Source organism: Moraxella ovis, from assembly GCF_900453105.1.
GTDB lineage: Bacteria > Pseudomonadota > Gammaproteobacteria > Pseudomonadales > Moraxellaceae > Moraxella > Moraxella ovis.
In genome coordinates this window covers 267,648-280,790 of the sequence record NZ_UGPW01000001.1, presented here as the reverse complement: position 1 = coordinate 280,790, position 13,143 = coordinate 267,648, and the positions used below count along the sequence as shown (strand labels likewise).

Annotated in this window: 17 protein-coding genes; all 17 read right to left on the bottom strand. The window is 48.7% G+C overall.

The features are described from left to right. Positions 1-15 precede the first annotated feature (15 nt). The 17 genes from DYD54_RS01405 to DYD54_RS01325 all read right to left on the bottom strand — a co-directional run bounded on the left by DYD54_RS01405 (position 16) and on the right by DYD54_RS01325 (position 13,090). Positions 16-357 carry a phage tail protein gene (locus tag DYD54_RS01405; RefSeq protein ID WP_084260554.1) on the bottom strand — a complete coding sequence of 114 codons (342 nt, stop codon included), beginning with the start codon at positions 355-357 and terminating at the stop codon, positions 16-18. After that, complete coding sequence (locus tag DYD54_RS01400; RefSeq protein WP_063513454.1) at positions 347-4,024, bottom strand: tape measure protein; 3,678 nt, start codon at positions 4,022-4,024, stop codon at positions 347-349. Before DYD54_RS01400 ends, DYD54_RS01405 begins: the two co-directional genes overlap by 11 nt. 30 nt (positions 4,025-4,054) lie before the next feature. Next, complete coding sequence (locus tag DYD54_RS01395; protein ID WP_063513453.1) at positions 4,055-4,456, bottom strand: hypothetical protein; 402 nt, start codon at positions 4,454-4,456, stop codon at positions 4,055-4,057. Between the two features lie 44 nt (positions 4,457-4,500). Continuing rightward, entirely contained in the window at positions 4,501-4,818 is a 318-nt protein-coding gene (locus DYD54_RS01390) for a phage tail assembly protein T (protein ID WP_063513452.1), read from the bottom strand. Positions 4,819-4,838: 20 nt separating this feature from the next. Continuing rightward, positions 4,839-5,162 carry a phage tail assembly chaperone family protein, TAC gene (locus tag DYD54_RS01385; protein WP_063513451.1) on the bottom strand — a complete coding sequence of 108 codons (324 nt, stop codon included), beginning with the start codon at positions 5,160-5,162 and terminating at the stop codon, positions 4,839-4,841. A gap of 35 nt (positions 5,163-5,197) precedes the next feature. Beyond that, positions 5,198-5,626: a hypothetical protein gene (locus DYD54_RS01380; RefSeq protein ID WP_063513450.1), complete on the bottom strand. Its 429-nt coding sequence runs from the start codon at positions 5,624-5,626 to the stop codon at positions 5,198-5,200. Positions 5,627-5,629: 3 nt separating this feature from the next. Continuing rightward, positions 5,630-5,998 carry a DUF3168 domain-containing protein gene (locus DYD54_RS01375; protein WP_063513449.1) on the bottom strand — a complete coding sequence of 123 codons (369 nt, stop codon included), beginning with the start codon at positions 5,996-5,998 and terminating at the stop codon, positions 5,630-5,632. Positions 5,999-6,021: 23 nt separating this feature from the next. Beyond that, positions 6,022-6,564, bottom strand: coding sequence for an HK97-gp10 family putative phage morphogenesis protein (locus DYD54_RS01370; RefSeq protein WP_063513448.1), 543 nt, complete (start codon positions 6,562-6,564; stop codon positions 6,022-6,024). Further along, positions 6,561-6,890, bottom strand: a complete 330-nt coding sequence (locus tag DYD54_RS01365) for a phage head closure protein (protein WP_063513447.1) — start codon at positions 6,888-6,890, stop codon at positions 6,561-6,563. The genes DYD54_RS01370 and DYD54_RS01365 overlap by 4 nt, the downstream gene beginning before the upstream one ends. A 1-nt stretch (position 6,891) precedes the next feature. Further along, entirely contained in the window at positions 6,892-7,212 is a 321-nt protein-coding gene (locus DYD54_RS01360; protein ID WP_063513446.1) for a head-tail connector protein, read from the bottom strand. Further along, a complete protein-coding gene (locus DYD54_RS01355; protein WP_063513445.1) occupies positions 7,205-7,420 on the bottom strand; it encodes a hypothetical protein in 216 nt (71 codons plus the stop codon). Before DYD54_RS01355 ends, DYD54_RS01360 begins: the two co-directional genes overlap by 8 nt. Before the next feature lie 75 nt (positions 7,421-7,495). Next, positions 7,496-8,683, bottom strand: coding sequence for a phage major capsid protein (locus DYD54_RS01350; protein WP_063513444.1), 1,188 nt, complete (start codon positions 8,681-8,683; stop codon positions 7,496-7,498). Positions 8,684-8,693: 10 nt separating this feature from the next. Beyond that, positions 8,694-9,227 (bottom strand): HK97 family phage prohead protease, encoded by a 534-nt coding sequence (locus tag DYD54_RS01345; RefSeq protein WP_063513443.1) that lies wholly within the window; start codon positions 9,225-9,227, stop codon positions 8,694-8,696. Beyond that, on the bottom strand, positions 9,224-10,423 hold the full coding sequence (locus DYD54_RS01340) for a phage portal protein (RefSeq protein WP_063513442.1): 1,200 nt from the start codon (positions 10,421-10,423) through the stop codon (positions 9,224-9,226). The genes DYD54_RS01345 and DYD54_RS01340 overlap by 4 nt, the downstream gene beginning before the upstream one ends. Positions 10,424-10,468: 45 nt before the next feature. Further along, complete coding sequence (locus DYD54_RS01335) at positions 10,469-12,160, bottom strand: terminase large subunit (protein ID WP_063513441.1); 1,692 nt, start codon at positions 12,158-12,160, stop codon at positions 10,469-10,471. Further along, positions 12,157-12,639 (bottom strand): phage terminase small subunit P27 family, encoded by a 483-nt coding sequence (locus tag DYD54_RS01330; protein WP_063513440.1) that lies wholly within the window; start codon positions 12,637-12,639, stop codon positions 12,157-12,159. Before DYD54_RS01330 ends, DYD54_RS01335 begins: the two co-directional genes overlap by 4 nt. Positions 12,640-12,715: 76 nt before the next feature. Continuing rightward, positions 12,716-13,090 carry an HNH endonuclease gene (locus DYD54_RS01325; RefSeq protein WP_063513439.1) on the bottom strand — a complete coding sequence of 125 codons (375 nt, stop codon included), beginning with the start codon at positions 13,088-13,090 and terminating at the stop codon, positions 12,716-12,718. Positions 13,091-13,143 lie beyond the last annotated feature (53 nt).

Sequence of the window (13,143 nt, the reverse complement as noted above, 5' to 3'; positions counted from 1 at the left end):
TTGTGGGGCGTGTGGTTAAAAGACTTGTTCAAATTTCAAAGATATCTGCCAAAAGTTGCCTTTGCGTTGGCTGACTTCATAGTCTTGGCAGACATACTTGTTGGTTTGCCCATGTGGGTCTGTCCACAAAAACGGCACTACGCCCTTATGATCATCAAGAAATGCGATAATGGGCTTGATGACGGTCGCCCAGTCGCCAGTTTTGCCACCACTCCAATCGGTGCGTTTGTTATTAATACCAAAACTCACACGCTGGGCATAGCCATCGCCAAACTGCGTCTTACTGACCGCATGGCGAGTGTTGGCAGACGCTCCCATGTTCATTTTCCAAGTGAAGGTTTTCAAATTATCTGCCATAGAGTAGTCCCCCTTGACGGCGTTCTTTTTGTAGTTCGGACTGGACGGCTAATTTAATCGCATTGCCCAGACTTTTGCCCATCTCGTGCGAGCTTTGCACATCGCCACCATCGCTATTGACCGTTACAGAGATATTGACCACTTGACCACCATTGCCCATGCTGTTTAATTTGTCATCTAAGGCTTTGGCGGTGTGCCGTGGCAGTACTCGCTCGCCTTTTTCTAAGTTCCAAGTGCCGCTTTTGGGGACGGACATGATGCCGTCGTGGGCTTGACCGACTGGCATGACCACCGACTTGATGGCACTGATGATTTTCGCCCCATGCGACACCGCCATTGCCATGTCAGGTAAGCCTGCAGGGAAGCCCTTGGCTAAGCCTTGTGAGATGGCTTGTTGCATGGCAATGCCTGCTTGGGCAATGGCAAAGCCCTGCTGCATGGCGAACATCGCACGGTAGACTTTCGACTGCTTGCCCAGTCCGTCTTTGGCGATGCTGGTAAGTGAGCCAAACAGACTTTCAGACTCTGTCAGTATGAGCTTGTTTTTGGCCTCCTCGTAGTGCTGTTTTGCCGCCGCTCGTGCCTGTTCGCCTTGCTCGGTGATGCGTGTCAAGGCTTCTTCGTTGTCTTTGTACAGCTGTTTTTGCTGATCCAAAAAACCCTTAATCATATCAAGCCTGCTTTGATGCTCTGATTCTAGTTGCTCCATAGCATTCATCGGTACGCTTGGCAAATCAAGGGCTTGTTTGAGTACGCCAAAGCTGGCATCGAGCGGGTCGATGGCACTACTTATCTGTGGCATGTCTTGCATGAGCTTGTGCTGCTTGGCGATGACATCAAGCTGGTTTTGCAAGGTTTCAAGTTTTTTGCTCTCTTCATCTTGCAAGCCATCAAGTATGTCTTGATAAGCGGTCTGTGTGGCAAGCATCGTTTGGCGTAGCTTGAGCTGTTCGGCTTGATTTTTGATGAGTGTGTATGCTTCGGTATCATCAAGCTCTGCTAAGTGGGCATATTTATCCAAGGTGGCTTGGTATTCATGCTCAAACGCAAGCAGCTCTTTACTAAAATCCCCCTTAGCCTTGACCAGCTCGATTTGCTTGTCAAGCTCACCGATGCTCTGATTGGACGCATAAGCATACGCCATCCAATCTGCCAACGCCATCTGCGATATGGCAAAGCCCAGCTTGCCTGTGGTCTTGATGATGCGTTCGCCTTGTTCGTTAAACTCGATCACCTCATCTTTGAGTAAGGAGAACTTATGGCGTGAATTGTCAAGGTGTCCTAACAGTTCAGCGGTCTTGCCTTCACGCCCAAGATTCATGCCTTCTATGGCGGTCTGCTGTACCAGCTTGTCCAGTTCATCATGAATGATGTCAATGTCCATCGCTCGTGCGGCATCTTGCAGCTGTTTTTTTAGTGCCTTATCAATGCCCTTAAACTTGCCATGGTCAATCTCCCAGTTCACCTTGTCGATTTCAAGGTTTAAGGGGTGTGCCATCTCATGGCGTAGCTTTTGCCATGATAGGTGTTGTTCTTTGATGGCATCGGTCAAAGACTTTTGGGCGTTTTCGTTTTTCTTGGCTTTATCGGCAGCGTTTTCGCTCGCCTTGCTGGTGGCATCCAGTGAACCAGCCAAATCATCGTGAGCGTCTTTGGATTGGTTGGCGGCATCTGTTATTTTGTCGTGGGCGGCAAGTAATTTGCCTTCAAGATACTGGTTATTGTTTGATTTGACTGCATCAAAAAATCCAGCCACGCCAAAGTCTATGCTGCCATAGCTCAATCGCCCAAAGGACACCGAATCTAATCGCTTGATTTGCCCACCACCAAAAAAATCAGACACCGCATTCATGCCATCGATGAGAAAGTTGATTTTTTTGCTGATGTGGTTGACTAAGCCTTCAAAGACCGAGGTGGCAAAGTTGCCAATGCCTTTGAAGACATTACTGATGGCCGTGCCTAGTGATTTGATGTTTTTAAAGGCATATTGACAAAAAGTCTTGATGGTCGCTGATGCCAAATCAAACACCCGAGCGATGACTTGCAAGACCCCCACAAAGCCACCACGAGTGCCTTTAAACAGCCCACCAAAAAAGCCCAAGACCTGATTGGTGGACTGTTTGCCATCTGATCTAAAACGGCTAAAAAAATCCAGCGTAACATCGCCAAGCCATTTAAAGCCGCGAATGCCAGCATCCACCATTTGCCCAAGCAATTCGCCCAGTACCGCCGTCGCCTCAGACAGGCTATCCATCGCCTTTTGTAGTCCCATCGTACGCACGATGATGGCAGTGATGACGCCAGCAATCACCATCAAAGGATGTCTTAGGAGGATGCGACCTAGTGAGGTTAAGGCGGTGCCAACACCCATTACACCTCGACCCAGCAGGGTTACTGATGCAATGCCTGCTTTTTTGGTGGCAGTCATCACGCTAAAATTGCGAGCGGTGGCAAGTGCTTGTGTGCCTGATGCTTTTAGCGCGGCAATGTGTGCGGGTGTTTGGCGAATAAATTCTAAACTTGCCGCTGTTTTTGCTTTGATGGCGACGGTCAGATGATGTATGCGAATTTGTGTGGATGTTGTGCCTGATAATACAGACATTAAAGCATCACCAAGTCGCTGGGTGCTGGTGGAGGCAGCCACATTGCTTGCGATGATGCCAGCGTTGTTTGATGCCCATGAGACGCCAAGACGCACAACGCTGGCAATCGCTCCACGAGAAAACGCCAGCACCGCCACAAGTGCTGATGCCATGACCACTTGGATATGTTTGCTGACCCAGTCTAAGGCAGTGGATAAGCCAAACGCAGCCTGTTTGAGTAAATCCATAAAACTGGTGTCACCGATGATTTTGGCATCGCCGATGGCAAGCAGCAGGTTTTTGTAGCTGCCTTCAAGATTGGCAATCGCCCCATCTAGGGTATTCATTCGCTCTGCCATCGCCCCAGCAAAGTTGACATTGCCGATGTCAAGCAGGTATTTTTGAATGTCTTTGGCGTTTTTACCCACGGTTGTGGTGATGCCTTGAAAGGTAAAAGCAACCTTGTCTTTTTGCTGGCTTGCCTTGATGCCAAACTCTTTTAGGCGTTCAAATTCAAAAGTTGTGGCATCAGCGACCGCCTCAATCATTTGGCTTAAGTCTTTGCCCATTGCAGACGCTGTATTGCCAAAGCTGTTTAGGCTGTCAATCGATGGGTCAAGACCTAAGTTTTTAAGCTTGGCAAACCCATCGACCGCTTGTGCCAAGTCATATGGTGTGGTCTGGGCAAAGTCTTTAAGCTTGTCCATTTGCTCGGACGCTGATTGTGCCGAACCTGTGGCGGTGATCAGGCTTGCATTTAAAACATCAAACTCACGGCGTACAGACACCATGCTACTAACAGAAGCAAATACACCTGTAGCAGCTGCAATTCCTTTGGCAATAATACCACCCATCTTAGACAGCCTATCAAGTCCCAAAGTGGCTTTTTGGGTGTGCTGTGTTAAGTTATTCATGCCTTTAGATGCCTGGCTTGTGGCATGAGTGATGGAAGATTGCATCTGCTGGGCGGCTTGCCTTGATTGCTTGCCGACTTTGCTGATATTTCTGGTAAATTGAGCGGTGTTTGCCGCCACATGAATCTCGATGCCCAATGACATGAATTTCTCCAATAAAAAAGCACTCATGACGAGTGCTTTGCGTTGATTTTATCGGCATTATCCACCCAAAGTTAGGTAGTCTGTGCTTTTGGCGTGATGCTTGATTTTTTGGGTATCTTTACTGCTGGCTTTAACAATTAAACTGCGTCCATCATCAAAAATAAGCTGCAATAAGTGCATTTTGTTGACACCCAATAATGAGCCAACCACAGCACCTGCCATACCAGCAAACATACTCTCGGTAGCGATTGCCAGTGCACCACCAAGTAACGCACCATCTATCATTGATGGTTGATAATCGCCATCTTGAGTGATGATTTCATTGACATGAGCAAGGTTTTCTTGACGCAGTACGATATTTTTGCCAGTGTGAATACACTTTAAGGAAAAACCACCCAGCATATAATATAAAGGGCTTTTTTTATCAAAATCATCAGAGGTAACGAATTGTAACCGCATGGGAACTCCACATCACAAACGCTCATCTCATCATACCCTAATCCTTACGCCTTTTCAAGCCGATCAAACATACGCATTAAGGCTTCGCTGTGCCTTTGTAGCTCCTGCTCTTTTTTGAACTGCTCGTACTCTTCACGCATCTCATCAGTCATGGGATTTGGGTCAATGGGCAAAAAGTCAGCAACGGTGCAATCAGAGCTGCCAGCTTTGGCATACAAAAGATGGGCGGTCTGAATGTCTTGCCGAAAGCCGCCGAAGGGGTCTAGGCGGTCGTAGGCTTGCCAGCAGATAAGCTCTTCATAAGATAAGCTGTGTTCTAGCTCGCCCACCGTCCGCCCCAGTGCTAAGGCAAGTTTAAACAAAAACCGACGCTCATGGTCGGTTATGAGTTTTTTTCTGCCATCTCCACCGTGCCAAAGTTGACTCGACTGACGGCTTCAACGATGTGTCCGACAGTTTTTGAGTCCAAATCTTCAATGTCTTTGGCATCGTCATCCTCAAACAGACGCTCACCTTTTTCATCGCACACGCCATACAGCACCAATGCCACAGCAGCCGCTGTTTGGTCGTCTGCTAATTTGGCAAGTTTGCTTTGCTCTGCCACAGAAATTCGGCGGATAAACAACGGTTCATCAATGCCATCAATGCTTACCTGCGTTGGTTTGCTTAGAGATTTGATTTTATTAAGTAAAGTAGATTTTTTCATTGGGTTTTCCTTTTTGTCTGAATGAACTGTTTGAGTTAGCCGATTTTGCCGACATCGCCTGTGATGGAGATGGTGCCTGTTTTACGAAGTTTTTTCTTGGTGTCTTCATTATCAATAGATAGCTTAGAGATGATGCCTTTAAACTTGCGTCCCTCGCTGGTGGCTTTGGTAAATTCAAGCTTAAAGGTCAGCTCCGCCCCTGACTCGAAAGCGGCGTTGATGATTTTTTGTCCTTCGTCGTTGGGTTCGTGGACAAACTCAAACTCAATCTCCGACTCTTCTTTAAAATCCACCACCGCCTTGACGGTGCGTTTGTCGTCGGTAGCGGTCACTTCATCCATCACCTTTTCTTCGGTGGGGACACCGCATTTTTGTAGATGCTCGACTTTTTTGAAATCATCTTCAGTGTTTGATACAGACAGCGTGTAAAAACTGTCAAGCAGATTGGCAACATTTTTAGCCATATATTACTCCTCGTTTGGCTGATTGGGTTTGGTTTGGTGGTTAAAAAAGACATCGATGCTGGCACGATACAGACCATCATCATGACTAAAATGAGTGCCGTCATGTTCACTCATGGGCAGCTCATCAAATCTATCTAAAATCTCGCCATACAAGGCAAGCAGCTCATCATAATCGTCATGATAAGCGTCTATCTGCACACGCACCCGCTCATGATGCGTGATGCCGTCCAGCGTGGTGATGGGCAGCGTGGAGATGATTTGGTAGATGATATAAGGCGGTGTGTCGTCTGCCGCCTCTGGGATCAGATGCGGATAGACTCGCCCAGCGACCAGCGGTGATAAGGCGGTGTAGATCAGGGTGCTTGCGTTCATTGGCTCAACCTTTTAAAAAAAACTTACTTGAATTTATCAATCCGCTCTCCCAATTTCTTTTTAAATCGCGCCACCGCTTCGTCTTTGTTGTGGTCAAAAGCAGGTCGCAAAAATGGCACAGCTGGCATATTCACCGTGCCACGCTCCACCATGTGCCAATAAAAGGCGGTTTCGCCCGTCTTGCCTTTTAGATGGATACCGATACCCACGGCGGCACGATGACGCTCACGGCTGTTTTTGGTCAGGCGTTGCCGACGGATGGATTTACGCAATAGCCCAGCTTGCTGCATGACATAGCGACCCTCGCCTCGTTTGGCACGCTTAGATTTGCCCTTTCTAGCTTTACCGTTTTTGGTAAAAACGGTGGTTTTCTCACCTTGCCCTGATGACATATAGCGGCGATAAGCAGCTTCGGTGGCAGGAGCACGAGCTTTGGCTTCTTTGACAATGGGATTGGTGGCGAAATTGAGTGCTTGATACATCGCACGCCCACGCAAATCACGATCCAACTCACCTAAGGCTTGATCCAGCTCTTTTAATCCTTCAACTTTTACTGTGGCTTTCATGTCACACCTCTCAACATAAGCGTCAGATACTCACGCCCTGTATTATTATCCGCCAAAGGTTCGCCCACGATTTCATACATTCGCCCTGCGTATTGCACTCGCATTGTGCCGTTAATGTCGGTGCGATGGCGAATGGTGGCTCTTGCGGTGATTTGGCTGTTTTGGGCTTGTCCTGCGATAATGTCCTTGACCGATAGGGGTGTGAATTCAGCCCATAGCGTCAGCACATGTTCCCATTGGGCGACTTTGACCGCGCCTGTGGGTGATCGACTCGATGTCTTGCGGTGTAGCTTGACGCGATGTCTTAACCGCCCTGCTTGTAGCATCTTACACCCCCATAATTCGATAAGGCTGCAGCAGATGATGCACGCCCAATGGCAGCTCAGCTGTCTTCACGTCTGACACCGCCTCACGGCTGCTATACCAGTAAGAAACGAGCATCAGGCACGCATGATTAACGCTTGGCGTGATGATCATGCCGTTCTCAACATCATCAGGCACGACAAACTCAAATAGCATTCGACCTGTGAAGTTCTGCGCATAGTTATATGCCGCATCGATGTAGCCCTCTAACAGCTCGTGATCGAGGTAATCATCCTGGTCGATGCGACATTGATGTTTAACTTGTTCAAGGGTGATTTTATCCATCTTTGTTGTCCAAGTCGCCTTCAGCTTTATTTTGCGGCTTTGGCTTAGCCTTATTCTTTGGTGCGTCTTTGGCTTTTTCGCCGTCGATTGGTTCGATCAAGCCCATATCAATCAGAATCTTGGCATCATGCTCATTGGTCACTTCACGGCTCTCGCCTGAGTAATATTGACGGTCGCCAAAATGCTGCACTAAAACGTTATACTTCATCGTCATTTCTCTTGTGCTATTGAAAACCCCAAAAGATTGCCGTCTTTTGGGGTTTTGTTGTTGCTTATTGATTGGTTACACTTTATCGGCGAGCGTACCATAGATAAAGGCTTCAGGACGGTACACCGCCAACGCCAAGCGTTCGGTCGCTCGGATTGTCAGTAGCATACGGGTGAAGTCGTCGTTCTCAAAGCCAACCTCTACCGACCCTTGGCGGCGGTCAAACAGTTGAGCACCAATGTCAAACGCACCCGTCAAAAACTTGCCCGCTTCCATTGACTGAGTTGCCACCACAGGAATACCCCATAATGTCGGACTTAGCGTGCCTTGCGGATTACCGATGATGTAGCGTGCGCTGTCATCTTTGGCAAGTTCAATTTTCGCCCAGTCAATCGGGTTAAGCACGTGAGCGCTTGCAGGGTATTCAGCCAATACCGCTTGCAACATGGCAAGACGTAGCTGATCGATGATGGTGTACTTCGCCATCGTCGCCTTGTCGTCAAAGGAACTAGCTTGGGGGATAATGCCTTTTAGGTTGTTGGTCGCACCGTCACCATTGAGGATTTGCTGCTCTTCCACCAATGCCAAGCCATAGACAAGTCGTCCATTGATGTGGCTTGACAACTGGCTTGCATCTTCCAGCACTTGGCTAGAAAGCTTGACAAAGTGCCCAAGTGTTTTTACACCCACGCTTTGCTCATCGAATTTGATTGACGATTGAGCCAGTTTCTCACCTTCGCCATTTTGTGGGGCGGCAGAGTTGGTGAATCCAGTCTCGCGCATATAGACGATGGTATTACTGTCGGTTGCACCTGCCATCAGTAGATCGCGCACCGTCAGACGGCGGTTAGGTGGGGCAATGATACCGCCTAGGCGATGTTGTGGGATTAGCACGCCTGCTGAGCCGTCAGCGTCTGTGGTGGCTGACGTGATATTGGCTTTGATTTCAATTTTGGCTTTTTTGCCGTTGCCTTGGTCGGAAACTAGGCTTTTGTACTCATCAGAGTGTACGAACTTCTCACCAAGGGTGCGATGACCTTCATCACCCGATGGACGGCGAGCGTCTTTTTGCTCCAGCTCGTCAATGCGCAGCTTCATTTCATTCATCACAACAAGGGCTTCATCCGCCTTGTCGATGGCGGCTTGGCTTAGCTGTTCGCCTTTTGCCATCTTGCCTTTCATTTCTTCTGCAACTTCTTTGACTTGGTCGGTCGCGGCGGCGAACTTGATCGCCAATTCGGTTAATTCATTTGGATTGCTCATAATGGCTCCTTTACAGTTTAAGGTTATTAAGGATATTCAACGCACTTTTTACGTCTTTTTGTTTCATGGCTTCGGCTTTCATGTTCGAGACCGTGCTGTCGGTGTTGGCCGGGAAAGTCACGATTGAGACTTCCTTTAGGTCCAATTCCAACAATTCCAGCGCGCTCTCATCTTCGTTCCACGCCCACTTGTTCGTGCGATAGCCGATAGACAAGCCATCAATCGCACCATTTTTGACGAGAGCGTAAGCTTCGCGAGCTTTCGCCACGTCATCAATCAGTAATCTGCCTTCGCCATATAGACCGTGCTCATCCTCGTAAAGCTTGGTCCATACACCGATGACATCCGAACGGCTGTGTTGCCACAATACGGGTGGCATCTTGCCCTTGGCTTGCCATTCGTTCAATGAGTTGATAAAAGCGCCCTTTTTGACAATCTCGTCATAGCTGTCTTTGACATCAAAGACATTGCAATAACCACTGAACGTGCCATCTTCGGCAAGATTGTCAGCCTTGAACGCCATGGATTTAGTTTCTAAGTTCATGTTTTCCCCAAGTCTTGTAAGTGGGTTAAATTGGTCTGCACTGTCAGCGTATCACCACCATCAAGCGGCGGCATATCTTCCAGCTCGCGCACTTCATTACGTGTCATCCAGCCATTCTGTAAGGCAGATGTGTAAAACTGCGATCGCCCTTGGCTGTCCGCCCGTAAAAGCCCTTCTACACTCCAGCGTGGCTTGTACTGTTGTCGCTCTGTGGGCATGAGTAGCTTTTTAACGACAGCTTGTTCGATCTTGACAAGCACAGGGCGAAGTGAATACATCAAGAACCCAAGGTTCATGTTTTCAAGACTGCTCGCCCAAGAACTTGCCTTATCAGTGTGATAGATCAGCTGTGGCGGCACACCAAACGCACGACAAATCTCTTCAATGCCAAAGTATCGCGACTCTAACAGCTGTGCGTCTTGTGGATTGATGCGCACGCCTGCGCCTGCCACGTCCATGCCAGCTTCTAACACCATATACTTGCCAGCGTTTTCAGGCTTGCCAAACTCTGCCAAATTACGTCTTAGACCCTCACGCTGTTGGTCGGTTAGTGTCTTTTCGCCAGCTTTCAGGAATCCGCCGGCCTTGAGTGAGTTTTTAAACTCTTGATTGGCGGCATTGTTCGCATCGATCTGAAAGCCCATGACTGACGACTGGTAACTGATGGGCGATAGCCCTACCAAGCCATCAAGGCTAAAGCCCTTGACATGCAGAATCTCATCAGCGGTGTAGCGCGTGTATCTGTTATTCTCTTGGTGGATATAGGTAATTAGCCCATCTTTGCCCCTGTCCACTTTCATGCGCTCAGGGTTCAAAACATCTAAGGCGATGACGTGGTGCGTGCTCTTGTGGCGCACAATCAGCGCGTAAGCATTGCCCCACAAGTCAAGGCTCGCCACCATCGCTTCCCAGAACTCGCACGCTGTCATGTCAGCATTAGGGCTGTCATGTAGCAGTCGATAGATGGGATGATTGTTTGCCGTCTTTTTGTCGCTGCCGTATAAGTGCAAGGGCAACGAACCAATTACTTGACTGCGCAGACGTACGCACGCCCACACCGCTGACAGTTTCAGGGCGGTGTCAGCATTGATGGCGTTACCGCTGGCGGTACTTGTGCCAATAAAAGGGTCGGACGTTTGACCCTTCTCTAGGCGCGAACGCCCAAACATTAAGCCAAGCCAACCGAAAAAGTTCATAAAAACTCCATAAAAAAACCGCCCTTTCGGACGGTTAAAGTAAAATTAGGCAATCACCATGTTGTCCAGATAATCATCAATGTTGCCGCCTTGGTCGTGGTATATGGCGCGACTCATCGCCATGATCAGAGCGACCACGCCGTCAATCTTATTCTCGGCGCGCTCCTTGTTCGGATAGATGTTATCTTTCTTGTCCAGCTGCGCGACGACGTTACTCATCATCCACGTCATGACAGGGTCGTCACCATGGGCAAGTCGTTTTTGCAGCACGATGGCTTCAAGCTCTTTCATTGGCTCGCTCATGTTCTGCACCGTGTGGCGCAGCTCAACCATGGTTACGCCTTCTTTCTCAAGCTCTTGGGCCAGTTGTGTCGCTTGCCATGGGTCATAGGCGACCTGCTGAACATCAAAGCGACCCATAAACTCCCTAAGATCGTCTTTGATGACTTCAAAATCAATCACTTCGCCCATCGTGAGCGTGATTAAGCCATCATTATCCCAAGCGCGGTAACGCTCGCTATTGACATCCAGATCTTCAAGCACGCGCACATCAGGCAGATAATAGCGCCCATGCACGTGATAATGCACATCATCGCCGTGTGGTGGGAATAGCAGCACCAGCGCCACCATGTCAATTTTGGTGGCAAGGTCAAGACCAATGTAACACGCTCTATTCTCAAGCTCTGATAGCGACTTTCTTGGTGGTGCATCTGCCCATTTCGCCATGTTCATCCAAGCATTCTTCGCACCCACCCACTCATTAAGATGCTTGGTGCGAAATATCGTCTGCTTGGCTGATGATGCCATGGCATCACGTTGGCGCGCCTTCAAGAACTCACCAGATACTGAAATATCATAATTTGGGTTCGCCTTGGCAAGGGCGATGTCACTTGTCCAGTCATCATCTTTATCTTTGCCGTAAAGGATTGCCCAAAGGTCGGGAATATCCATCACACCATCGAGCATCTTCTCAGCGTCGCGCACCATCAGATAGCACGGACCACCGATGTTACTGCCTGCGGTAGTGATGACAAGCATGATCGGCTGTTCTCGCGCACCCATACCTGTTTCCATGGTGTCGTATAGCGTATCATCTTTGTGTTCGTGATACTCATCGACAATGGCGCATGATGGGCTTGAACCGTCGCCAGGCTTACCGATGACAGGCTCAAAGCGCGAACCGTCTGCGATGCGGTTCATGTTTGATGCGTTAACTTCAATACCAAAGTAATCTTTTAGCTGTGGCGTGCGCTCAACCATGATTTTAGCGGGTCGAAACACTTCCCACGCCTGCTTCTCACTGGTCGCACCGCTGTACACTTCGGCACCAAACTCGCCATCAGCGCAGAACATATAATTCGCCATGCCTGCCGCGATGGCTGATTTGCCATTTTTACGACAAACAAAAATTAAAATCTTGGTAAATCGCCTAAAACCTGTCTTTTTCTTGATCCAGCCAAAAGGGATGCAACAGGCGAACAACTGCCACGGTTCAAGCGTGATTTTCTCACTTTTTGCCGCCCATTTACCCTTTGTGTGCGGCAAAAGCTGGATGAATTTAGCCACTTTTTCAGCTTTGGCAGGGTCGAATTTGTATGGATAATCCTTGTTTTTACTCGCCTTTTTATCAGCAAAATGGCGCTCGCAAGCCAATTTTATCCACTTATTGGCGATAATCTTGCCGCTGATCACGTCTTTGGCATACTGTTCAGCGCGTTTTACGTTCGGATAACTCATAGGTCAGCAAATGGGTTGGCGATGGTTTCTTTTTGAGCTGAACCCGTCAGCCTTGATCGACTGCTTGGGTCAAGCCCCAATAGTGAGCCGAACTGTACAAGCTGGCGCGCTGTCTCATTGACCACCGTAACAGCAGGGTTCTTTAATACCGCTCCGCTCTCTGGGTTGGTTAGCACCACGCCATGTAGTTTGATGTGCTCTTGTGCTTCACGCCACATCGCATAAGCCATACAAAACGCTTCAACGTTATGCATGTCGCCCAAAGTTAATAAATCGTTGGCAAGCAATTCGGGGACGACCCTTTGCCACATTTCCACCGCCAAAGGTTCTAGCCATTCGGGCGGTTCGATATTCGTGACTTGCTTAAATTTCGGCTCGTTCTTGTTTAATCCGCGCTTGCCAGCGTTGCCGTTTAGCTCTTTTAATTTGGTTGGTTTCGGTTTTCGCCCACGTCCTGCGACTGTCGCAATTCCGCCCATTTTGTCCCCCTTGCCTAAACTTTTAATTTCGCGGTCGTAAAAAAAAGACTCAGGGGGCGGTCATTCCACAAAAGGCTCAAAACTTTTTACCCACCCCACCCCTTCGGCTCTCATTTTGTGTTTTTGTTGCATGGCAGGCGTGACAGATTGCTTGTAGGTTGCTTGGGTCATCTGTGCCACCGCTTGCCTTGTTGATAATGTGATCGACTGCATGCGCTGGCGTTAATCTACCAGCTTGTAGACAGACTTGGCACAAATAACCATCGCGCTCCATGATTGCACTGCGCAGCTTGCGCCATGCGCTACCATAACCACGCTGTGTCGTATTGCCCTTGACCGCCTGCGTCTTAGCCCAACCATAGCGCATGCGTGCGTGTGTCTCACAGTAGCCCTTATCTTGACGATTGACAAGGTTCTTACATCCGCTTGCTCGGCAAGGTGTCTTTGGCATGTTTTATGTCCACTAAAAAGCCCCTGCGATATGCAAGGGCTGGATAAACAAAA